At 56.1% G+C, this 22,453-nt stretch carries 23 protein-coding genes, 1 tRNA gene and 1 pseudogene; 9 read left to right on the plus strand and 16 right to left on the minus strand.

Annotation, left to right across the window (positions count from 1 at the left end; all coding sequences use genetic code 11):
* Positions 1–218 precede the first annotated feature (218 nt).
* Positions 219–1,982, plus strand: a complete 1,764-nt coding sequence (locus INF37_RS07250) for an ABC transporter ATP-binding protein (protein ID WP_193537404.1) — start codon at positions 219–221, stop codon at positions 1,980–1,982.
* Positions 1,975–3,684, plus strand: coding sequence for an ABC transporter ATP-binding protein (locus INF37_RS07255; RefSeq protein ID WP_193537406.1), 1,710 nt, complete (start codon positions 1,975–1,977; stop codon positions 3,682–3,684). Before INF37_RS07250 ends, INF37_RS07255 begins: the two co-directional genes overlap by 8 nt.
* A gap of 175 nt (positions 3,685–3,859) precedes the next feature.
* On the opposite strand, the gene INF37_RS07260 is transcribed toward INF37_RS07255, so the two are convergent.
* From INF37_RS07260 to INF37_RS07280, 5 genes are all read right to left on the minus strand, one after another.
* On the minus strand, positions 3,860–4,327 hold the full coding sequence (locus INF37_RS07260; RefSeq protein ID WP_058964288.1) for a hypothetical protein: 468 nt from the start codon (positions 4,325–4,327) through the stop codon (positions 3,860–3,862).
* A 16-nt stretch (positions 4,328–4,343) separates the two neighbouring features.
* Complete coding sequence (locus INF37_RS07265) at positions 4,344–4,964, minus strand: DUF998 domain-containing protein (RefSeq protein ID WP_193537408.1); 621 nt, start codon at positions 4,962–4,964, stop codon at positions 4,344–4,346.
* Positions 4,965–4,983: 19 nt separating this feature from the next.
* Positions 4,984–5,592, minus strand: coding sequence for an L-2-amino-thiazoline-4-carboxylic acid hydrolase (locus INF37_RS07270; RefSeq protein WP_087294359.1), 609 nt, complete (start codon positions 5,590–5,592; stop codon positions 4,984–4,986).
* Positions 5,579–5,812: an AbrB/MazE/SpoVT family DNA-binding domain-containing protein gene (locus tag INF37_RS07275; protein ID WP_087414899.1), complete on the minus strand. Its 234-nt coding sequence runs from the start codon at positions 5,810–5,812 to the stop codon at positions 5,579–5,581. The genes INF37_RS07270 and INF37_RS07275 overlap by 14 nt, the downstream gene beginning before the upstream one ends.
* 209 nt (positions 5,813–6,021) lie before the next feature.
* Entirely contained in the window at positions 6,022–6,996 is a 975-nt protein-coding gene (locus INF37_RS07280) for a helix-turn-helix domain-containing protein (RefSeq protein WP_193537410.1), read from the minus strand.
* A 188-nt stretch (positions 6,997–7,184) separates the two neighbouring features.
* Between INF37_RS07280 and INF37_RS07285 the strand changes: the two genes are divergently transcribed.
* From INF37_RS07285 to INF37_RS07305, 5 genes are read left to right on the plus strand one after another with little or no spacing between them, the layout of a single operon-like run.
* Entirely contained in the window at positions 7,185–7,787 is a 603-nt protein-coding gene (locus INF37_RS07285; protein ID WP_144232783.1) for an MptD family putative ECF transporter S component, read from the plus strand.
* Positions 7,784–8,473 carry an energy-coupling factor transporter transmembrane component T gene (locus tag INF37_RS07290; RefSeq protein WP_193537413.1) on the plus strand — a complete coding sequence of 230 codons (690 nt, stop codon included), beginning with the start codon at positions 7,784–7,786 and terminating at the stop codon, positions 8,471–8,473. Before INF37_RS07285 ends, INF37_RS07290 begins: the two co-directional genes overlap by 4 nt.
* The gene (locus INF37_RS07295; RefSeq protein ID WP_193537414.1) at positions 8,470–9,867 is read left to right on the plus strand and encodes an ABC transporter ATP-binding protein; all 1,398 of its coding nucleotides are present in this window, start codon (positions 8,470–8,472) and stop codon (positions 9,865–9,867) included. The genes INF37_RS07290 and INF37_RS07295 overlap by 4 nt, the downstream gene beginning before the upstream one ends.
* Positions 9,868–9,912: 45 nt before the next feature.
* Positions 9,913–10,308, plus strand: coding sequence for a metal-dependent transcriptional regulator (locus INF37_RS07300; RefSeq protein WP_193537416.1), 396 nt, complete (start codon positions 9,913–9,915; stop codon positions 10,306–10,308).
* Positions 10,305–10,721 carry a winged helix-turn-helix domain-containing protein gene (locus INF37_RS07305; RefSeq protein ID WP_193537418.1) on the plus strand — a complete coding sequence of 139 codons (417 nt, stop codon included), beginning with the start codon at positions 10,305–10,307 and terminating at the stop codon, positions 10,719–10,721. Before INF37_RS07300 ends, INF37_RS07305 begins: the two co-directional genes overlap by 4 nt.
* A gap of 201 nt (positions 10,722–10,922) precedes the next feature.
* Here the strand turns inward: INF37_RS07305 and INF37_RS07310 are convergent, their stop codons facing one another.
* From INF37_RS07310 to INF37_RS07355, 10 genes and pseudogenes are all read right to left on the minus strand, one after another.
* A complete protein-coding gene (locus INF37_RS07310; RefSeq protein WP_193537420.1) occupies positions 10,923–11,180 on the minus strand; it encodes a helix-turn-helix domain-containing protein in 258 nt (85 codons plus the stop codon).
* Entirely contained in the window at positions 11,177–12,991 is a 1,815-nt protein-coding gene (locus INF37_RS07315) for a type IV secretory system conjugative DNA transfer family protein (protein ID WP_193537422.1), read from the minus strand. The genes INF37_RS07310 and INF37_RS07315 overlap by 4 nt, the downstream gene beginning before the upstream one ends.
* 116 nt (positions 12,992–13,107) lie before the next feature.
* A complete protein-coding gene (locus INF37_RS07320; RefSeq protein ID WP_193537424.1) occupies positions 13,108–14,013 on the minus strand; it encodes a DUF3991 and toprim domain-containing protein in 906 nt (301 codons plus the stop codon).
* A 12-nt stretch (positions 14,014–14,025) separates the two neighbouring features.
* The gene (mobP3, locus tag INF37_RS07325; RefSeq protein WP_193537426.1) at positions 14,026–15,984 is read right to left on the minus strand and encodes a MobP3 family relaxase; all 1,959 of its coding nucleotides are present in this window, start codon (positions 15,982–15,984) and stop codon (positions 14,026–14,028) included.
* Positions 15,985–15,987: 3 nt separating this feature from the next.
* A complete protein-coding gene (locus INF37_RS07330; protein WP_087295557.1) occupies positions 15,988–16,407 on the minus strand; it encodes a hypothetical protein in 420 nt (139 codons plus the stop codon).
* A gap of 308 nt (positions 16,408–16,715) precedes the next feature.
* Complete coding sequence (locus tag INF37_RS07335) at positions 16,716–17,750, minus strand: hypothetical protein (protein WP_193537428.1); 1,035 nt, start codon at positions 17,748–17,750, stop codon at positions 16,716–16,718.
* Complete coding sequence (locus INF37_RS07340) at positions 17,747–18,361, minus strand: hypothetical protein (RefSeq protein WP_087295553.1); 615 nt, start codon at positions 18,359–18,361, stop codon at positions 17,747–17,749. The genes INF37_RS07335 and INF37_RS07340 overlap by 4 nt, the downstream gene beginning before the upstream one ends.
* A complete protein-coding gene (locus INF37_RS07345; protein ID WP_087295551.1) occupies positions 18,358–18,615 on the minus strand; it encodes a DUF6103 family protein in 258 nt (85 codons plus the stop codon). The genes INF37_RS07340 and INF37_RS07345 overlap by 4 nt, the downstream gene beginning before the upstream one ends.
* 14 nt (positions 18,616–18,629) lie before the next feature.
* Positions 18,630–19,610: a hypothetical protein gene (locus INF37_RS07350; protein WP_193537429.1), complete on the minus strand. Its 981-nt coding sequence runs from the start codon at positions 19,608–19,610 to the stop codon at positions 18,630–18,632.
* Positions 19,610–19,861: pseudogene (locus INF37_RS07355) on the minus strand (type VI secretion protein); the annotation flags it as partial. The pseudogene INF37_RS07355 and the gene INF37_RS07350, both read right to left, overlap by 1 nt.
* A gap of 206 nt (positions 19,862–20,067) precedes the next feature.
* Between INF37_RS07355 and rsgA the strand changes: the two are divergent.
* Together rsgA and INF37_RS07365 are read left to right on the plus strand one after the other, a co-directional pair.
* Entirely contained in the window at positions 20,068–21,078 is a 1,011-nt protein-coding gene (gene rsgA, locus INF37_RS07360) for a ribosome small subunit-dependent GTPase A (RefSeq protein ID WP_452617933.1), read from the plus strand.
* 13 nt (positions 21,079–21,091) lie between these two features.
* On the plus strand, positions 21,092–21,718 hold the full coding sequence (locus INF37_RS07365) for a GNAT family N-acetyltransferase (RefSeq protein ID WP_186963332.1): 627 nt from the start codon (positions 21,092–21,094) through the stop codon (positions 21,716–21,718).
* Between the two features lie 158 nt (positions 21,719–21,876).
* Here the strand turns inward: INF37_RS07365 and INF37_RS07370 are convergent.
* Positions 21,877–21,952, minus strand: a tRNA-Ala gene (locus tag INF37_RS07370).
* Positions 21,953–22,453 lie beyond the last annotated feature (501 nt).

Here is a 22,453-nt window from a genome sequence, read left to right on the forward strand (position 1 = left end):
CCTCCATCGCCTGGCCATATTGTTGCTCTAAGTCTTTATTTGCCGCCATAATCTGTCACCACCTCGATCAGCCACATCTCCACCCCAATCAGCCGGAACCGCGCCCAAAGCCTTGCGATACCGCTGTTTTGCCGGTAGGATGGATGTTGGTTAGTATCTGCTAACTAAAATATCACTTCCCGGCGCTCTCGTCAAGCCGGGGGAAGGAGGAACAGACGATGAAAGAAAAACGGCCATCACCGGTGATGCGGCTGCTGCAGTGGGCCGGGCCGGAACGGAAATGGCTGATCCTGTCCGTTTTGTGTGCCTTTGGCAGCGGTATTCTGGTCATCACATCGTATATCGGCATTTACCGGCTGATGGATGCGGTGCTCTCCGGTGCCTGTACCAAAGCAGTGATCGCCGACTGCGCTTTGCTGGTCACGGCGGGCACCGTGGGAAGGCTGGTGCTGCTGGGTACTTCGGGCGTGCTGTCTCACAAGGGAGCCTATGGGGCGCTGTTTCGAGTGCGGTGCATGGTAACGGAGCATCTTGCCAAAGTGTCTCTTGGAGCCTTGGACGAGCGGAGCACAGGCGCGGTCAAGACCGTTCTCAATGAGGACATCGAGAAGTTGGAACTGTTTCTGGCCCACAACCTGCCGGAATTTGTGGCCTATCTCACAGGACCGGTTGTGATTTTCCTGTATCTGCTCTCCGTCAATGCCCCTCTGGCCCTGGTCTCTCTGATCCCGCTGCCCCTGGCCGGCATTGTGATGGCGGTCATCTTCCAAAGAATGAAGGGGGTCTTGTCCGATGTCAACCGCTCCCTGGTAGGCTTTAATTCCGTGATGATTGAGTACATCTCCGGTATGCGGCTGATCAAAGCGTATAACATGGGCAGCCGCTCCTTCCAGAAATTTTCCCATGCCATTGAGGAGGAGAACCGGATCTGGAACCTGGTCACACACAAGACGGCTCCGCCCTATGCCGCCTTTCTGCTGCTGGTGGAGTGCGGGATGGTGCTGATGGTTCCAGTAGGCGGCCTGCTTTTCCTCCGGGGAAGCGTTACCGGCAGCGTATTTCTGCTCTTTGCCTATGTGGGCGGGATGTATCTCACCGAGATCCTGCCCCTGCAAAAACTGGCCACCACCTTTGCTCAGGCGCTTTCCGGCGTGAAAAAGGTGGAGGAGATCCTGGATCTGCCCACCTTTTCCAGTGGCGCGGCCTTTCCGGAGACCTGCGGCATTACCCTGGATCATGTCTCCTTTTCCTACGATGGAAAGACCGATGTGCTCAGGGATTGCTCCCTCACTGTGGCGCAGGGGGAAAAGGTTGCGCTGGTGGGGGTGTCCGGTGCAGGCAAAAGCACCGTGATCCAGCTGATGGTCCGCTCTTACGATGCGACCCAGGGAACGGTCCGCATCGGCGGCAGAGATGTGCGGGAGCTGGACTACGAAGACCTGCTGGACCATATCTCTCTGGTGTTCCAGAAGACCTTTCTGACCCGGGGAAGCGTGCTGGAAAACATTCGCATGAACTCGGGAGCAACACTGGAGCAGGTGCGCGAGGCTGCCAGACTGGCGCAGATCGATGATTTCATCCAATCGCTGCCCCAGGGCTATGAAACCAAGGTGGGTACTTTCGGCTCCCGTTTCTCCGGTGGGGAGCGGCAGCGCATTGCCATTGCCCGAGCAATTTTGAAAAACGCTCCCATTCTGATCCTGGATGAAGCCACCTCAGCGGCTGATCCGGAAAACCAGGTGGAGATCGACCGGGCCATTGAAAACCTGTGCCGGGGCAAGACAGTCGTGATCGTGGCCCACCGGCTGGGCGCCATCAAGTTGTGCGACAAGGTGGCAGTGGTGGAGAACAACACCATTACCTGCTGTGGTACCCATGAAGAGGTGCTGGAGAAAAATGAATACTATCGCAGGGCTTGGGCGGATTATCGGGCTGCCCGTGCCATTGCCTATTCCGTGGAAGGGGGTGTGCAGCATGCGTGAGGCAAATGTGTTCCGTAAAAATCGGGCCTTCTATTCCGGTGTGATCCTCACGGTAGTGGAAGGGCTGCTGTCCGGGTGCAGCTACTTGTCCATTTATATGGTTCTGTCCGGGCTGTCTGAGGGCAGCCTGAGCGCACAGCGGCTCGGGCTGCTGACTGCGTTTCTTGCGGGCATCTTCCTGATTCGACTGGTCATTTACGCCGCCGGTTACACGCAGGTTCAGCTGGGCGGAGCTGCTGTTTCCAAAGGACTGCGGCTTCGGCTGGGTGACAAACTCAAACAGATCCCTCTTTCCCGCTTCACCCAGGGACAGGTGGGAGAGTATGTGAATACCATGACCAGCGATGTGGGCAGCTACGAGAAGATCCTGACCCACTCCAGCGGCAACATCACCAAAAACGCGGTGCTGGCCGCCATGCTGGTAGGCTTTGTATGCAAAGTGTATTTGCCGGCGGGGTTGATTCTTTTCTTGGTCGTAGCGGGATTGATCCCAAATCTGTGGCTCTCCTTCCGCGTTGTGGCCAAATACGGCGTGGCCAAGCATGAGGTCAGCGCCGAGACGGTCAGCAGCATCGTGGAGTACATCGACGGCATCCAGACCTTCCGTGCCTATCATATGGGTGGCGTCCAGAATCAGGCCACGACCGAGGCGATGCGGAGGTTCAGCCGGGTGTGTTATCTGTACGAGGCAAAGGGCATCCCTATTGGCTTCGGGTATAACATTCTCAGCTGGTGCAGTGTGCCGGCCATCATGGCGCTGGCAGCCGGTCCCTGGGCAGCCGGTACGCTGAGCAATGTGGATTATCTCATGGTCTCCATGCTGCCCATTCTGCTGACCAAGCTTACCACTGCCATTTCCATCGATCTCTTTGAATGGAAGCACCTGATGGTCTCCAAGAACAATATCCTCCAGGTGATGGCGGAACCGGAGGAGAGAGGTTCCATGGCGCCCTTCCATCCTGCTGAACAGAACATCACCTTCCGCTCGGTCTCCTTCTCCTATGTGCCGGGAGAGCCGGTGCTGAAGGAGCTGTCCTTTACGGCGCCGGCAGGAAAGCTCACTGCCATTGTAGGAGACTCCGGTTCCGGCAAATCCACCATTCTCAATCTGATCGCCAAATACTACGAACCGCAGAGCGGCGAGATTTCCATCGGAGGGCAGTCCATTGAGACCGTGGCGGCAGAACGGGTGCTGGAGCAGATCTCCATGGTGGATCAGCAGGTGTTCCTCTTTGACGATACCGTTCGGGAGAATATCCGTCATGCCCGCCCCTCGGCCACAGACCGTGAGGTGGAGGCCGCCTGCCGTGCGGCTGGATGTGACGGCTTCATACAGAAGCTGGAGCATGGCTATGACACCCCTATTGGGGAAAACGGAGCCTTTCTCTCCGGCGGGGAGCGTCAGCGTCTGTCCATCGCCCGGGCTATTTTGAAAAACAGCCCCATCCTGCTGCTGGATGAGGCAACTGCCTCACTGGACATTGAAAACGAGCTGGCGGTCAAGCGGGCGATCCTGGGGCTTTTGTCAGAGCGGAAGACAGTAATCATGATTGCACATACCCTGTCTATCGTCCGAAATGCGGATCAGATTCTGGTGGTAGCAGACGGGAACATTGCAGAGTCCGGCACTCATGAGGAGCTCCTGGCCAGAGGCGGAAAATATGCCGCTATGTGGGCAGCTGAGCAAAGACTGTCCAATTAAGTGGAGATGCTTCCCCGGCACTGCCAACGATTCTTTCTCCTTCTATCCCAATAAAGAAATCAACCGGAGTGCAAATTGCTACCCAGTTGATTTCCTTGCCAGAATGTTCATGGCTGCAGACAGAGAAGCGGCCGCTGACAGAATATCCTTGTCAACGACCGCTTTTTGTCATAATTCAGAATTCTGGAATCACGCCATTATAGCGATCCGCCTTTTCCAGAAGCGGCCCTCTGGCGCCCATGGTGAAGGCAATGTCGCTGCTGCGGATGGATAAGAGCCGCATCCCTGGGGTAATGCGAAGAAAATCCATCATTGGCTTCGTCAGACGGATCAGCCCGTCTGCTGTCACAGAGAGCCAGCAGTAGGAGCGGCCCTTATAAGGAAGAAATGCACCTTCTTCGGCGGTATAGTCCCGCAGCTCGGGCAGAGCGGCCAGAATATGGCCCAGCTTGGATGGCAGGAGCAGCCCTTTTCTGGTCACGCAGAATCCACCGGTCACCTTGCTTCCGGTAAAGAGATAGACCTTGCCTTCGGCGGTGATCTGGTATTCCGCCATGGCCTGGATGGGAAACTGAACTTTGCCGGATTCTTGAATGTTGGATTTCCCAAAAACAAACTTTCCGCCTTTGTTCATCTGCGGCATCGGAACCACTCCTTTCTTATTGTGCACCTCTGGCACAGAGCAGTGCCAGAGGAAGATACATAAACAGCAGGGTCAGCCGCTGCCACAGCCCCTCCCATGCGATCACGGTGTGGGCAAACCGGGGCTTGTCCGCCATGACGAACAGCACGAAGAATACCAACGCCAGGAGAAAGCACGCCAGCGCACACAGGGCAAGGCCGGTCTGCCTGCCCTTGAAATAAAACAGTGCAACGACCAGCGGAGCGAAGGTCAGCGCCAGAAAACCAAACACCGACCCGAAACCGTGAATCTTTGCGGACAAGGTCTCCATCGCCTTGGTTTCTGACACAGGAAACAATCCTGACAAAATGCAGCCGCCCAGAGCGTAGATGATCAAGATTGCCGCCAGAGCCAGACTGAGACCGCCGGACCGACTCCGAAGGAGAGGACACAGCTGGGTGGAGGCCAGCAGGATGGCTGTCCCCAGGAGGAGCAGCCATAGAGTATAGACTGTGTGGAAGGGGGCGCTTCGGTTTCCCAGTACACTCATGACCTGCCGGGTGTGGCGGTAACCCGGATAGGTGGGCGCCAGCAGAAAAGGAATGACCAGGTCCAGCAGCAAAAACAGGGGCAGAAGGGAGTAAAAGGTATGTTTCATAGGTAGTTTTCCCAATTCCTCATTGCGCCTTGATGAAATGGAAGTCACAGCAGTCCGCTCCGCTGCCCAGCGTTCCGTTGCGCAGGAAGTTTATTTTGGGAGCCAGTCCGGAGAAGGAGATGTCATCACTTTCGCAGAATACACAGCACAGCTCCGGGCACCCGAATTGTTTCGTAACATCCCAGTAGAGGCAGCGGTGCAAATTGAAATGGATCTCTTGGCAGTCACAGCGCACCCACTCTGTTTGCCATCCCTCTGGAGGAAAGTGGTTTTTCATGTGTCGTTTGACGCCCATCCGGAAAATGAGATAAGCAAAAGGAAGCGAACCTAATTTTTGCATTTCGGCTTTTTTATCTATGGCAGCTTTGTGTGCTGTTTCTCGTACCAACAACAATGCCTGATCTTCTTGAATACCATGTTTCAAAAGCGCTTTGTAATATGACATCAAAGGAAACAGCCTGCTCTGAAGATGCTCCTCGATCACATGATTGCCCCGGTCATTCCCGTGCTGGCACAAATCCTGGTAAAGTTCCTCCGCCTGTTGAAGTAAGGTACAGCCTGTTTCCTGACCAAAGGCACGGATGCAATCGTCTTCCAAAAAGAAAAGAGCTGTGTTACTGGTCTGCATCCATCTGTCCCTCCGAGATTTTTTTGAATACATCATAAGCGTGCTTCTCCAGCACATCTGCCTTTGTGACGGCAATGCCCCATTTCTCGTCGCCCAACACAATCAAAGTGTCTCCGGCTTTAATATCAAAGACCTGTCGAGCCTCCTTGGGGATAATGATCTGCCCACGCTCCCCAACCTTCACCGTTCCGAAAATATAGTGTCCCTTTGTGGTTTCCATGCGTATACCTCCCATGATACATACAAATATGAAATACATACTTGTATGTATTTTAGCGTTATCAAGGAAAAATGTCAAGGGGCGGAAGTGTGCGGTGACTGGATTTTGGGAACAGGAACTCAAGCCTTCCGTTTTCAAAATAAGAGATACCCGCAGTTCCTTATGTTTTAGAACTGTGGGTATCTCAGAAAGGGCAAAGTATATGGATGTTAATTGTCATCAGCAATCGAAAGGTGTGCCCTGCGGCGATACTCCAGCGGCGGGCAGCCGAAGTGCCGAACAAAAACTGCGGCAAATTTGCTCTGATTTTCGTAGCCTACCTGTGCTGCGATCTCCGCCACTCGTAATTCACTGCTCTGCAGCAATTCTGCTGCCCGGTGCATCCTCGCCTCCCGCAAAAATGTGGAGAGGTTTTCTCCAAACACACCGCGGAAGTAATTCTTGAGACTGGTTTCGGCCACCTGGAACCGATCCGCCAACTCCCGCGCCGTGTGGTTCTGGCTCAGGTCTGCGCACAGGATGTTCCGTGTCTCTCTGGCGATGGACACTTGGGAGCTGGTAAAATAGCGGACTGTGGGACTGGTTTCAAGAGGCTGGCGTTCTACCTTCCAAAGCAGCTGGGTGGAGAGAAGTTTCAGCAGTCCCACTTCCTCCGAATCTCGAAGCTGCCACAGGTCATCCAGCAATGTCTGTACACAGGCAGGCGTGGGTCCCAAATAGAGTCGGCGGGAGGTATGCAGGTGCTCCATGATCCCCTCTGGGCTTACTTCCCCCTCCTGAAACAGTGGATAAGGACGATGGGCCAACATATCCAGATCCAAAAACAACTCGACACCCTCATAGAGACCGCTGGGGTAGCGATACTCCTCCTGAGCCTGCTGGGTTCCTACGGCCATGTGTCCTTGAGAGAGGAAGGCAAACTGTCCATCCTCCAGCGCCACTTCACAGCGCCCCTTCCGGCAGAAGTTCAGCAGCAGAATGTTGGCCGCTTCATTCTGTGCCAAGGGCCAGACCTGAGTATAGATCCGGTTGAAGGAAAGAATTGCGCCCTCCCACAAAGAAAACAGTCGCAGGCTTCCGTTCTCTGAACCATAGAGGGTCATCACCGTAGCCTTGCCGTTGGCTCGAACCTTCACATTGCTTGGGAAACGGCTGGCATCAAAAAGTTGCGACATATTGGACATGGGCAGTGCCTCCGTTGTTGATTTGGTTTGATTGTAACTGACTGGAGAGGAGTCGTCAATGATTGCTCAAAAATTGCAAGCTATTTGGAGCTAAAATGCCTGTATGGAGTTGCCGGCAGGCAGTCAGCTATGCTATTCTGTTTTTTAGTTAGCCAAGGCTAACGATTATAGACAGGAGGGATTTCAATATGTCTCAATCATTGGAACAGGGAAAACGCAAACTGACTGCCAAAGATGCCATCACCGCCGGCGCACTGGGGGCGGTGTGCATTGCCATTCGCTTCCTTTTTATGCTGGTGGGCGGTGTCAGCCCCTATGTATGGTTTGCTACCCACTTTATTGATGCCATTCTGATCGGGCCAGTGTTCATGCTGATGGTAGCCAAGGTGCAGAAAAACGGCCCCTTCCTGCTCACCAGCCTGATTACCGGCGTGGTGCTGGTGGCCGCTACCTGGATGTTCCCCATCACGGGACTGGTGGGAGGAATTCTGTGTGAGCTGTGCCTGCGGGCTGGACAGTTTCGGCAGAAAGGCTGGCTGATGCTGGGCTTCTTCTGCTTCAATCTGGGCTTTATCGGGGACTTTCTGCCCCTCTGGTTTACCAAAGAAAGCTATTTGGAGTATGCCGCCCAGATGATGGACGCTGGCTATATGGCCACCATGGAGGGCCTGCTGACCTGGCCGGTGTTCGGGGTCATTGTACTGAGCATTCTGGTAGGCTCTGTTCTGGGCTCCTTGCTGGGTATGAAGCTCATGCGTAAGCATTTTGTCAAGGCCGGGCTGGCCCAATGAGGAAGAATATTCGCCCTTCTTTTCTTGATCCTCGAACCAAGATTCTGATCTGGCTGTTGGCCAATGTGGTGGTGTTCACTTGGAGCCCTGCGGTTTTCCAGCTCAGTGTTATGATAGCCTATTTGATTCTCTTTCTGGTAGAGCGGAAAGGAACCATGCTGGCAGGGCTGCTGGCGACATATCTGGCTATCCTGGCGATACAGTACTGGCTGTTGCCGTTGCTGCCCGGTTCTTTGGCTACGGTCTTTGCTACGGTAACCTACTTCATTCTGGTGTTCCCCTGCATTGCCGGCGGCGCCTATCTGATTGCCACCACCAGCGTCAGCCAGTTCATAGCTGCTTTGGAGGGGATGGGCGCTCCCCGGAGTTTTTCTATTACCCTTGCGGTGACGCTGCGCTTTCTGCCTTCACTTCGGCAAGATTTGCGTCATATCCGGGATGCCATGGCCCTTCGGAATATCCGTGGTTTTGAGGAGAAACTGGAGTGCATTTATGTACCAATGCTTATGGGGGCAGCCCAGACAGCAGAAGAACTCAGCGAGTCCGCCACCGCTCGGGGCATCGAGTCCCCAGGGAAGATGTCCTCCTGGCGGCCTATCGGATTTCACATTCAGGATGTGGTGGTCACACTGCTGTTTCTGGCTCTCTGTGTGGGCGGGATCTGCTGCAAGGGGGTGCTGCCATGATTATCTTTGACCATGTGACCTATGCTTATGAGGGCAAGGAGACGCCAAGCCTTCGGGACTGCACCTTTTCTGTGAAACCGGGGGAACTTATCCTGCTCACCGGTGAGAGCGGCTGCGGCAAGACCACGATCATCAAGCTCGTCAATGGTCTGCTCCAGCATACTGGAGGTGGGACGCTGGCGGGAACTGTTATGGTCGGTGGCCAGGATGTGGCACAGACCCCGCTGTGGGAACTGGCGCGGACGGTGGGCTCGGTGTTTCAGAACCCCAAGTCCCAGTTCTTCAATCTGGACACCACCAGCGAGGTGCTTTTTGGGCTGGAGAGTCGTGGAGCGTCCCACGATGAAATGGCACAGGCTCTGGAATCCGCCGTCCAAGCCTGCGGAGTGGGGCCACTGCTGGAGCGGAGCATTTTTGCGCTGTCCGGTGGAGAGAAACAGCGCATTGCCTGCGCCAGCGCCTGGGCCATGGGGCCGGAGCTGTTTGTACTGGACGAGCCTTCCTCCAATCTGGATGGGGAGGGTATCCGCCAGCTCCGGGAGATCCTGAAACAGCTGAAAAAGGCCGGGAAGACCGTGCTGATGGCAGAGCACCGCCTTTGGTACGCTGCGGATCTTGCTGATCGGGTGCTCTATCTGCGGGGTGGGCAGCTGCAACGGGAATATTCCGGGCAGAATTTCCTCACTCTGACCGAGAAGGAACGCCGCTCCATGGGACTGCGGAGCATTGCGGAGGTACCGGTGTCCTCGCCTGAGCCAAGCCCAACGACGGGAGCAGACGGTTTGATGGTTCGGGAGTTGCGGGCGACCTATAACGGTGCGGCTGTATGGGAGGGCGTATCCTTCCGTGCGCCCAGGGGACAAATTACCGCCATTACCGGCCAAAACGGGGCAGGCAAGACCACCCTGGCCCGGTGTCTGTGCGGTTTGATGAAGGAACAAAGCGGTACAATTTTTTGGGATGGAAAGCCTCTGCGCCGAACGGAAAGAAGGCGGAAGGCGTTCCTAATCATGCAGGATGTGAACCTCCAGCTTTTTGGAGACAGCGTGCTGGCAGAGATCCGGCTGGGAAATACGGCCACAGAGCAGGAGGCTTTGACAACCTTGGGCCGAATGGATCTGGCTCAGTATGCGGATACTCACCCCATGGCTCTATCCGGCGGGCAGAAGCAGAGGCTGGCCGTTGCAGATGGCTATCTCAGCGGAAAGGAGCTGCTGATCTTTGATGAGCCTACCAGCGGACTTGACTATGGCCACATGCTGGAGGTGAGCCGACGCCTCCGGGAGTTAGCGGAGCAGGGGCTATGTGTGGTGGTTATCACCCATGACGGAGAATTCCTGCGGGAGAGTGGGGCTTGGACGGCGGATTGGCTGCCAAATGACAAGCAGCCATGAAGTGTCCAGGAAATAGCCGCCTACATAACGGAAGGGGGACTGTCTATGCCTTTGCGCAAATCGGGTGAAGATTATCTGGAGGCCATCCTTGTCCTCAAAAAGAAAAAGGGCATGGTGAGGCCTGCGGATGTGGCCCGACACTTGAAGGTGTCCAAACCCAGTGTGTGCCATGCGGTGGCTACACTAAAAAAGGGCGGCTTCCTACTCATGGATGGAGATCACTTCCTGCACCTGACTGATCTCGGCCGTGAGGTTGCCGAGAATACCTACGAAAAGCATCTCTTTTTTACAGAGATACTTGTGGCAGCTGGTGTCGATCCTGTTACTGCCGAACGGGATGCCTGCCGGATTGAGCATGTAGTCAGCAAGGAAACCTTTGAGCGACTGAAAGCAACTCGTAAACTGAGTGGGAAAGCGGTGATATCATCGGACGAGTCATGATTTTGGATCTGCACGAAAGAGATACGGAAGTTTTGGAGCAGATCCTATCTGTCCTCAAAAACCACCCTGAGATAGAAAAAATCGAGGTCGACGAGGAGCCGATGGTATCGCTCCCTGGTCTTGAGATCTTTCCAAGCAGACGAAAGGTTTTTCGGGATCGACAGGAGATTCAGCTTACCGCAAAAGAATATCGGATTCTCCTGCTGCTGGCCGCCAACAAAGGCCGTGTGCTGACCTACGCACAGATTTACGAACAGGTCTGGGGCGATTTCACTACAGGAAACGAAAACAATACGATAGGATTTCATATCTGCAACCTGCGCGAGAAGCTGTATCGGGCTAATCCAGATGCCCCGTTCTACATTCGCTCCGTGCGGGAAGTCGGATACTGTCTGGATGTCGATGAACCGTAATTCCACCACTATTTTCTTTCGCATGGATGTCTTTTCTCTGACCTAAATCTCTGATAGAGTGAGTCCTTCTGGGTGGTTCACAATGAACCGCCCCTGGGTCCAGCAAATGGGCGCAAATCTCCCTTGGCGGAAGATTTTGAAATTCCCTTTGATTCTCAGAGAGTGGTTTGTACTGCATTTTGGTACAAACCACGCTCTCTTTTATTTCACGGTATAAAGATTGGAAGTGCTGCTCCCGTTTGCTCTTTGGCGGGAAGCCTTTTTCAGGTATCCGTGCTGCTCCAGATCGTGAAGCGCCCGCTTGACCGTGGAGCGGGACAGCTTCATGTCCGAGGCAATGGTCTTGATGCCCGGCCAGCACTTTCCATCGGCATCCGAGCGGTCACGCAGGTACATATAGACCGCCATTGCTCTGGAGGGTAGCTCGGTGTCGGCGTAAATCGTTCCGAAGTAACTCATCGTTCCTCCTCTCCGAATGTCTTCATCTGTTTTCCTCTTTTTACGGCTCTCTCCTGAGCCGGAGTGTGGGCGATTCCACCCCGGCTGGATACCGCATAGCCGCGGCTTTCATCCATCTCCTCCGGTTCACTGAGCTGCGGAAGATTCCGCTCCAGATCCACCCGGTTGGCATAGGCCACTGCTCGGTTGGCTCTCTCCGGCACCACATACGGCTCTCCGAAGGTAATGCCCCAATTCAGGAAAAGCTGGAGCCGGGTCCGCATAGGATGTGTGCCGGTTTTCATGACGATGAAGCTGCCCTTGGGAATGGATTTCAGCTCGTCGGGCGTCAGCAGGGCTCGCTCCATCATCTGCAGGCTCTGGCTGGGATCGTTCTTGCCACGGCTCACCGAGCCGGAGAGGACGGTGCGGCTGCCCAGGGCTTTGGACAGCACTTCGGCGGTCTGGCTGTTGGGTGCAAAGCCGCCGAAGATGGTGTCCTGGCAGTTGTCCTGAATGATCTCGCAGCCCTCTTTCCCGTAGTTTTTTTCGAGCTGCGCTAAGGACTGGATGATCGGCACGAGCGTTAACCGGCGAGAGCGTCCAGCGGAGAAAAGGGGCAGGATATCAAACGGGGGCATGGTGCCGAATTCGTCACAGAAAAGCACCACCCGGTTCTTCAGCTTGCCGCCGTTCTCATCGGCCACAGCGAACAGCTCCCGGCTCAGGTTCTGGATCATGAGACCGGCCATGAAGTTCTTGGTTGTGTCTTCTTCCGGCAGGATCAGGAAGATGGCAGACTTCTCGGAAGCAAACTTCTCAGCGTCAATGGCGCTGTCAAAGCAAAGGATCTGTTCCAGCTCGCTGTCCAGGAACGCATTCAAACGGGACAGCACGGTGGACATGACGGAGGCCATTGCCTGCTCGGCGCTGTTGAGGGCGGCGCCGGCAAACCACCGCGCCTTATGATCAGGCGGCAGTTTTGCCATCAGGAGCTGGAAGTGGCTCTTTCCCTTGACCCGGCTGGGTTCCAGCAGATCCTGTACCAGCTTAAACACGGAGACGATATGCCGGCGCTCCTGGGGGTGGTCTTTATCGGGCGGCAGGAACTCGGCCAGCATCAGGATGACCGAGGTGAGCAGACCTTCCGCCGCATCGTAGAAAAAAGCGTTCTGGCCGCGGTTGCTGTCATCACCGTCCGGGTTGACGATGGTCTTGGACAGGATTTTGGCGTATTTCTCGGCCTTGGCGCGGGACGCAAGATTGTTCGGGTCATTCCGGGCAATGTCCATATACGGGTTGACCAGCGTCAGCAGATTGTTTCCGTCTGAGCGGGTGGGATTTCGCAGGTCGATAACTGATACATGGTACCCATAGCGTTCTTTGGCAATGGTTCCGTAGTTTCGGGCCAGGTCGCCCTTGCTGTCCAGCGCCAGCCAGCTCATGCCGCTGGCGCAGGCGTACTCCAAATTCGGATAGAGAAAATAGGCGGTCTTGCCGATACCGGAAGCGCCGATCATCAGGCAGTGGATATCGTCGCTGTCCACCAGAGCGGTGAGCTCGCCCTTCTTGCCCTTGCATCCCAGTACCAGCCCCTGCTCCGTGGGCAGGTTCTGGCCGCTGCGCCATTTCTTCACCTCGAAGGGGACATGGGCATAGGTCTGCCGGATCTCTTTGGCTGTGGCCCATCTCGCGGTGCCGTGCTGGCCGTCGCCGACCGTTTTGGATTTGATCCCGCTCAGGGTGTAGTAGTGGGACAGGCCCGCCAGACAGCCGATGACCAAAAACATCAGCCCGCCGGCGGCCAACAAAATCAGGACTTGGTGTGGCATGGTTAACCCCTTTCAGGGCACACCACTTCCTGCTCAGTTCCATACTTCTGAATGCGCACATCACTCTTGTTACGGCCTACTTCGGGCGAACAGGAAGTGGTGTGCGTTGTTGTTATTTACTGCATGACTTGTGCGTAGGACGGTTCCTCAGCGGTCAGATCATCATTCCAATCCTTGTGTGTGGGAATGAGCCTTTCCACCGTGTACCTCTCTGCCAGCTGTTCCTCCATGCGCCGACTGGCCAGGTGGCCAGCCTCGTCATTGTCGAGGCAGAGCAGGACGGTATTGATCTCCGGCTGCCGCTCCAGCAGCTTCAGAACCGGCTGAATGGAGGTGCCGCAGCAGGCCACGTAGCTGTGGCTCTGCCAGTCCTCCGGATGGAGCGTGATGTAGGAAAGCATATCGATGGGAGCCTCAAACACATAGAGGCTTTCGTCTCTGCCGATATGGTGGAAGCTGTGGCGGGGATCGCAGCCCTCCACATTGAGCCGGAAGGCTTTGCCGAAGCTGTTGGCGCTGCGCTTGTGGGCATGGCGGGGGACGCCATCTTCATCCGTACCCACGAAGACTGCGTTGTGGTAATCGGCATCTTCATACAGCAGCTTCTCTCTGGCAAAGTGCGCCACAACGCTCCGGTCGATATTCCGGTGCTTGACCAGATAGGCATAGACCCGGCGCATATTGGAATTGGCCGGCGGAAGGACAAAGGGCTTCGGCGGCTCCTCTATCCGTTCTTCGGCAGAGGGATAGACCGTTCCCAGCTCGCCTCCCAGAAGCATGGTCACCGCCTCCGGATAGCTGAGGTGATAAAACCGCTGCACGAAGCTGACGGCGTGGCCGCCCCGCTCCTCGGCATGATCGTACCACTCGTTGCCGCGGATGGTGACGCTATGGTCACGGGCCAGCCGTTTCTCTCTGCCGGAGGCAAGGAGCTTTTCGCCCCGGCAGCGGAGGAACTCCTCCAGATCAACGGAGGCGGCTCGCTGCTTCTGTTCTTCCGTGAAATGAATGTAGGTCGACATAGACTCCTCCTGTTACATGGTCTGCTGATAGGATACCTGCTCCTCATGATCATCCGCCTTGTGGCCCATGGCCATCCGCTTTTCCGTCAGCCGCTTGCGCCGTTTGGAATCAATGCGAATCCCTGCCGGATTGCGAGGCGGCATGGAATTGTCCCGGAAGATCCGGCTCATGTGATGGAGCAGCTTGGTTGCCGCCAGCATGACGGACGGATCTCGGAACTGGTCAAAGCGGTCAAGGAAGAATTGAGCATACGCATTGCCCTGGGCAGCGGAGCGGGTGAACCAATCCCTGGCCTGCTCCCGATCCTGTTCCACATCCCGGCCCAGGAGATACAGCTTGCCCAGTGTGTACTGAGCAAACGGGTTTCCTTGTCTGGCGGCGGCAGTCAGGTACTCCAGAGCTTTTCTCACATCCTTCTTTACGGACTCACCGGTGAGACAGAGCTTCCCAAGGCGGTATTGGGCAAACGGATTCCCATGCCCGGCGGCCTTGTCCAGCCAGCGCACCGCCTCATCGGTGCGCTTTTGAGAGAGCAGGAGCTTCCCGAGCGCGTATTCCGAAAAGTCATTTCCGGCCTCTGCGGATAAGCGAAACCAACGCTCCGCTTTTTCATGATCCCGCATGGTGGAAAGGTCATCCCGGTAGAACTTTCCCAGCTGATGCGCCGCCACCGTGTATCCTTCCGCCCAGAGCTGTTCCAGCGCCCGGACGGCTTCAGCGTGTTTCTCGTCCAGCGCATAGACATCCTGCAGGACCGTTTTGGCGGCGCGATAGCGTCGAGCCTGTTCATATACGCTGCTGGATCGCTGCTCCTCATGTGCCGCCTCCGGCTCCGGCTCATCTTGCATCTTCTCATCTTCAAAAGTCGGGAGGCCGAGGCGGATGTTCTCGGCCTCCCGGATGATATCGTTTTTGATCCGGCGGAACTCTTTCTGCTGAGAGAGCGGGAGATGCTCCCGCGGTGTACGGCTGCCATAGCACTCGTTCAGCTCATCCCGGATCTGATTCCAGGTTTCATAGCACTTTGCTACTTCCGGCTGCCGGGCCAGCTCGTCCACGATGGTGTCCACCAGAGCTTTGAGCGGTTTCTTCAGATAGCCATACTGCTTTTTCCCGGTGGTGGTTTCCAGCGCCTGCACCAGCTGGCGCATCTGCTTCTCGATGACAGGGTTGTCGCAGAGCTGATGCTCCATCTTCTGAATCAGCTCCCGCATGGTATCCTGCGCCGCTTCGATCAGTTCTTTATAGGCAACATCCTTCCGCTCGTAGATCTGGATCATCTCATCCCGGAAGATGGTGTTGGTCAGCTTGGAGCGCATGGCCGCAATGCCTTCCCTGGTCAGGAAGCCCTCCTTCGGATCGTCTGACCAGACCATCATGTGGATGTGGGGGTGATGCCCCTCATTGTGGAAGGCCGCATACCAGTGGAAGTGATCAGCCGGTATCTTCATGGCCTTGGCCAGATCCTGTGCGTGCATCATGAGCAGGCCGCGCCATGCGTCCGCATTGTCGTACCCCAGCCGGGCAGCATCCTCACGGCGCAGGGAGTAGATGATGGTCCACACATTTCCGTCATGGGCTTCCAGCTCGGACATGGCTGCGTCGAGGTCTACTGCGGCGGCGGAGCTGGACAGGCCATGGGCCCCGCGGCGCTCCACACGGGGGCGGGTGGCAATGTAGGACAGGTATCCGCTCTCAGAATTTATTTCGTGGAGGTTTGCATCCAGCGCCATGGTGATGAAGGCTGATGCGGTACCAAGGGTAGGCGTCTTACGGTAATCCTCATACTCGAACAGCTCCACGGCATCAGGGAAATCATGCAGGAGCTTTTGGATCAGTTCCCGCTGTCCTTTGGTGACGGGACCGTTGCCGGTCAGCTTCTCCACACCTTCGCGGGTGGCAATGTATTTCATGTACCCGCCGGCCTTTTCGGATTTGATGTAGCCGCTTTTCTGTACGAGCTTTGCCATGGGTTACACCGACTTCTGGAAGTCCAGCGCATCCTTGAACGAGATGCGCCCGTTGGTGCGCTTCATATCCCGAATGGCGCGTCCCCGCAGACGCTGGTACTCGCCTTCGTCGATATCGGTGTCGTAGGCGATGATCTGCCCCAGCACATTGAGATCCACACCCTGCTTGAACAGGAGCGAGCCCATGCGTCCGGCAAAATTGTCCAGGGTGCCGGTGAGCATGGCGGAGAGTGCTTCGGGCAGGAAGCCGCCGGCGTTCTTCGTGTTCAGATAGCCGATGTAAAACCGGAGCGCATTCTCCACGAATTCGCTCCGGCTGGCGCAGTTGTCGAGGCGCAGGTAGATGTCTACCTTCTCGTCCAGATCCTCAGAGATCCAGAACCCCTTCTTCGTTTTTCTGCTTTCGGACTTCAGTAAAACCACTCCTTTTTTCGTCAAGTCCCCGCTGAGAACCCTTGCCACAGCGGAGCTTTTCCGCATCATAGGGTCCAACAGCTCTTTCCACCCGCCGGATTGTCCCCGCTGCGAAAAGCCGGAAACTGCCCGCACTGCGGGCAGAAGTGGGAGAGCCGGGGGCGGCATTGTCCCCGGCTCTTTCTCCTGCTTCGCTTTCGCCAGCTTCCCGCTCTCTTGGAAAGCGGCCCAAATTCCGCCCGCTTCCCTCTGGAGGGGTACACGGTCGGCTGGTCGCTGAAAGCCGCACACAGCGGCTCACAGGGGGCGACACGGCGCTACATCTGCATCTCCGGGAGCTCCTTGCTCTGTTCCGCCAGATAGTCCGCACAGCACTCCTCCAAACTCTGGCCCCAGTGCTCCTGACAGTAGGTGTTCATCTTGGGGAGGAGCAGAGCCTGCTCCTCGGGGCTGAGGCGATACTTGAACGCCTCCTCGTCGCCGTTGCCACGCTGCAGATACACCTCCAGCGTGTCACAGACACGACGGGCATCCAGATCGTAGTTGGCATAGATGTTCAGCCAGTCGTCATTCTCGGAGGTGCAGACATCAGTTCCGAACACTTGATCCGCATTGAACGATACTTCCATGTAGAACTCCAGCAGGTTGTCGTTCTGAATAATGTCCTCGGCGAAGGAGATGTCCTCGGCGCAGAGCCGCCGACTGCCAGTGAGGTATTCCGGTTCCGGCTCCTGGTTGAGCGCCCTCTCCTCCAGACGGTCCAGGAAGATCCGCCACCTTTCGTCCGACGAAGCGTTGCCCTTCTTCATAGCGAAGTAGGCGGCGGTGCTCACATCCCGGATTCTGAACCGCTTCCAGCCATCCATGATGCTGACGGCTTCCATATCTCCGCTGTCGAGGTCGATGTCGTAGGCACCCACCACCCGGCCGGTGTTGTCCAGCCGCTCCGACACATAGGAGTTGAACTCCTCCTGAGAGATTCGCTGGGTGTGCAGCAGCGTTTCGACAAAGCGGTGGGGCGCCTCGTCGGGCGGCTTGCGGATGTAGCTGCGCAGCCGTCGGGCGGTCGAGAGCAGCTCAAGTTTTTCCTCGGCCAGAATATAATCGGAGCTGCCGTTCTCCGTGACATGGAAGACAGCGAAGCGTCGTGCAGCCTCCCGAGCCTCCTCCTCCGCCTGCTGCTCTGCCCAGAGCTCATGGCTGATGCGCTCGTACTCCCGCTGAGGAAGCTGGTTGCACATTTCATCAAGGATATTCTCCAGATGCTCCTCCAGCGTTTCCCCCTTCAGTTGTTTGCTCAGAGCGTCGTACCACCGCTCGTCGAGCCAGAGTGTGATCTCACGGCCCCTCATTGCATTCCTCCCATTTCCGGCCCACACTGCTTCATCTCAGGGTACTCGGTCAGGAGGTGCCACACGCCGTTTGCGTAGTTGGCGCTGTTGACCGTCTGACTGAGAAGATCGTCGGCAGAGAGCGACATCGTGATACCGGGCACGCCGGGATGCGCCGCAGCACTTTGGCCGCTCATCAGTCCTTCCGCCTGGGCTGCGGTCAGAGGCACAAAGCCGCACGGGGTCATCAGGGAAAAGACGCCGCCAACATGGGTGGCCAGGAAATCACGAACCGTGCGTGGGCCTGCGTCATCAGTCAGATCCTCCCGAAGCGTCCAGACGCAGTGGAGCAGCTCCTCACCATGGGAGGCATCCAGACCATTCTCCGCAATCCAGCGGTCTGCCAGCTCATCCAGCGGCTCGTCCAGCCCCAGCAGAAATCTGGCGTCCTCCTCATTGATGGCGTCCTCGATATTGTCGTGGATCAACCGTGCGGCGGTGATCTCCTCAGCGGCATCGATCAGCTGAGAGGGATCGGCCGCCATCCACTGCTTGACCCGGCGCTCATAGTCGGCGCTGATCCGCTTCTTCAGCTCCTTCTTGTAATCCATGGCGATCTCATCTTTGTTCACTGGATCACCTCCGGTTCCTGGTCAGGCTTCGGTGCGGCGGCTCTCGGGCTGCGCCGGGGCTTGCTCGGAGCGGCGGCGCTTACATCGCTCTCATCGATATACTCCCGCACAGGGGCGGGCACATATTTTTCATAGAGCTTCACCAGCGCATCCGTCATCTCACGATCCAGGTCAAGCTCCTTCTTGCCCATATAGCGTTTGAGCGCAGAGAGCTTCTCCTCGTCGAAGGTGATGGTCAGGTTCACTTGCTTCATTGGCACTTCCTTTCTCAGTCATAGTTGATGTATTCGATCTGCAGCCAGTGGGTCCAGCCCCGACCCTCCAGCTTTGTTTTCACCACACCTTTTTTGGTATTCATAGCTTCAATCACATAACCGTCACCGATGTACACGCCGATGTGGCCGTCATGCCAGACAGCGAGGCCGGGGATATCCGGCATGGTGTCGATGGTTCCGGATACTGAGGCGTTATAGTACATCTGGTTGGCACCAAGATCCGGCATCCCGTTGGTCCCATACTCAATGGTCATGGTGTCGGGATTGAGCCATCCGTACCCTTTGATCAGGCCCACGCAGTCTGTGGTTCTGCCGCCCAGCCAGTTGGCACGGATGAAGTCCGCATAGCTGCCGACGCCGGCGCTCCCTGCGATCATAGTATAGATATGGTCGATGTTGCTCTTGTCATCTTCCGTGATCTCTCTGCCCAGATGGGCTTCCAGGTTGGCGTAGGCCTGGGACAGAGAGACTGGCACCGCGACGGTGTATTCTTCTTCCTCTGTACTTGTGGTCCCGTCCTCCAGAGTCACTTCCACGGTTCGTGTTCGGGTTTCGGTGGTGTAGAAGCACCCCACGAAGCTGTTCACCGCCCGTGTGGACGGGGCGTCGTCCCCAAAGCAGAGGGCATAAAAAACAGCCTTGACTCTGATTGGATCAAGGCTGTTGCCGCTGTCCATCTGCTCGTTGGCAGAGGACACCGCCGAATCCAGAAGAGAAAAGGCCGAGCGCATTTCCTCGATGTGATATCGGAACTCCGCCGGAACTTCTGCGGAGAATTCCGCTCCGTAGAAGCATGCCTCCACCGAATAGTTGTTATGCTCCGCCCCGCCGGAGCCAATGGCGCAGAGCAGGGTGATCAAAAGGATGACCGGTGAAAAAACTGCCACCAGAATCCAGCCCACACCTTTTCGGGTCTTTTCGTTGGTAAGCAGCATGGCGGCGGCCTTGGCCACCGCGGCAGCAGAAACAGCCATCAGCGACCACCTGCCGTTCCGAAGAGTTTTTCCTTGTAGGCCGGGGCGTGAACCTCCAGCAGGTATCGTTCATTGCCGCACTTGTACAGGCAGACGCCGCGCTGGGGGAACTTGATGAGATTGTATTCCGACTCCTCCAGCTGGAGCATATCCATGTAGGACCGCTTGTCGATGGAGCCGGCGTTGAACAGAAACTGGTGAGGCGGGATGCTGAACAGGGGCTTGGTCATCTCGCGGACGCCCTCCTGGTCTGTGTTTTTATGATGAACACAAAGAAAATGGAGATTGTAAGAATGGAAGGAGGTGTGACGAAGTAATCGGTACAGACCTCCTTCCGTCTGGATATGTGAAGACGATCAAAATGGAGGTTATTACATTGCATCAACTGAAAAGGTATGGCGTTTCCGAACGCTTTTTAGCAGAAGCTACTTTATATCCGAAAGAGACACTGGCCAGAGTGACCGCCCAATACCGGGGAAAGTATAAGATCGTGACCGAGCAGGCGGAACTGCTGGCGGAGGTATCCGGCAAACTTCGGTATGAGACAGAGGAACTGGCCCAATACCCCAATGTTGGCGACTATGTCATGGTGACGGTGGAGTGTGGACTGGCGGTCATCCACCGGGTGCTGCGGAGACGAAGCCTGTTTGTCCGAAGAGCAGTTGGCGTGTCCGGTCAGGCTCAGCCTGTGGCATCCAATGTGGATGTGGTCTTTTTGTGCATGTCCCTCAACCAGAATTTCAGCCTGAACCGTATGGAGCGGTATTTATCCATTGCGTGGGACAGTGGGGCAACGCCGGTCATTGTATTGACCAAGGCGGATTTGTGTGAGGACATTGCACAGGCGGTTTCTCAGGTGGAGGCCATCTCCTGTTTTTCGGATATTCTGACGCTGTCCATGTTTGATGAGGATATCCGCGACAAATTTGCGCCCTATTTTGCCAAAGGACAGACCTGTACGTTTATCGGCTCCTCCGGTGTGGGAAAATCCACCCTCATTAACTGCCTGCTGGGCGCGCAGGCTATTTCCACTCAGGAGATCGGCAAGGGAGACAAAGGACGGCACACCACCACCGGGCGAGAAATGTTTCCCTGCCCGTTAGGCGGCGTGGTGATCGACACACCCGGTATGCGGGAGATGGGGGCTGAGAGCGCGGACCTCTCCCATGCCTTTGGGGAGATCGAGGACTTGGCCCAACATTGCAGGTTTCGGGACTGCACCCATACCAACGAACCGGGGTGTGCTGTCCTGGCAGCGGTGGAACAGGGACGGTTGGATCAGAGACGGCTGGACAGCTATCGCAAACTGGAGCATGAGAGCGGTTATGACGGACTGAGCAGCAAGGAAGTTGAGGTCAAAAAGGCGGAGCGTATGTTCAGGGAAGTGGGCGGCATAAAGCAGGCCCGGCGGTTTGCTAAAGAACACAATCAGCGCAAGCATGGCAAATTCCCCGGCGGAGAGATGTAAGGAGGACAAACGTATGAAGCAAGAGAATATCATCATCCGCCGGGAAACGCAGATAGACCACGCTGCCGTAGAACATTTGACCCGGGAAGCCTTTTGGAATGTGTACCGCCCTGGCTGCCTGGAGCACTATGTGGTCCATGTGCTGCGTGAGGATCCGGACTTTGTACCGGAGCTGGACCTGGTCATGGAACGGGACGGGGAGCTCATAGGCCATGTGCTATATATGCGGGCTAAGATCGTGGCCGACGACGGCCGGGAGATCCCCATGATGACCTTTGGCCCCATAAGCATCCGGCCCGACCTGCAGCGGCAAGGCCTGGGCAAGTATCTGCTGGACTATTCCATGGAGTTGGCCGAGGAACTGGGTGCCGGGGCTCTGTGCATTGAGGGCAACATCGACTTCTACGGGAAGTCCGGCTTTGTGGTGGCTGGGACGAAAGGCATCCGCTACCACGGGGAACCGGAACAGGAGATTGTCCCCTATGTTCTGCTAAAAGAACTCCAGCCCGGTTTTCTGGACGGTATCACTGGCGTCTACCACACGCCAAAGGGCTACTATGTGGACGAGTCCGCGGCGGAGGAATTTGATTGCAGCTTCCCACCCAAGGAAAAATTGAAGCTGCCAGGGCAGCTGTTTTGAGGGAAGAAGCCCCTCAAATTCTGCGCCGTAGAAAACAAAAAAGGCGGGCACCCCCTCTCGGGAGTGCCCGCCAAGTGGTCAAAGCAGAAATCCGTCTGTGGTATTTCTGTGGTCAAATGAGAAATCGCCGCAGTTTTCACTGCGGCGATTTCCAGTTTTGGTGGACCTGATCGGATTCGAACCGACGACCCCCACAATGCGAATGTGATGCGCTCCCAACTGCGCTACAGGCCCATATTGACAATTTTTCAATCAAAAAAGTTATGAAAAACGGATTTTTGAGATATTCAATTTTGAGGGGTAAGTCCAGAAAATCGGACTACTAAATTGGAAGGGAACCCGAGCCGTGGGATGAGGTTTCATATGGATGCGAATGTAGTGCGCTCGCAAAGTGGCAAGTTTTCTGCCCACGGACTGCGGTGTATGGTCTGATGAAAATACTGGGCGAGCAGTAATAAAAATGGCGCCCCGGTTCTGATCGTTCCGATAGGTCTCTCTGGAAGATACAACAGGCTCCGACGAGGCATCCCTGCTTCTGAACTATGTTTTGACCTGTATGCAACAGCGGTGTACCTGATCCGCTTTCGGGCAAGGGAGATCCTGGTGCATAATGGCCGCGGAGGTCTGGCGGATATGGTCGCATTCAGTTCATACTTGATACCGCGGAGGGTCTGGTCCCCACCCTGGAGCAGGAAAACTCTCAGCAGAGCATCCTGCTCCGCGCACAGTTGTAAG

The organism is Pseudoflavonifractor gallinarum, assembly GCF_014982855.1.
GTDB classification, from domain to species: domain Bacteria; phylum Bacillota; class Clostridia; order Oscillospirales; family Oscillospiraceae; genus Pseudoflavonifractor_A; species Pseudoflavonifractor_A gallinarum.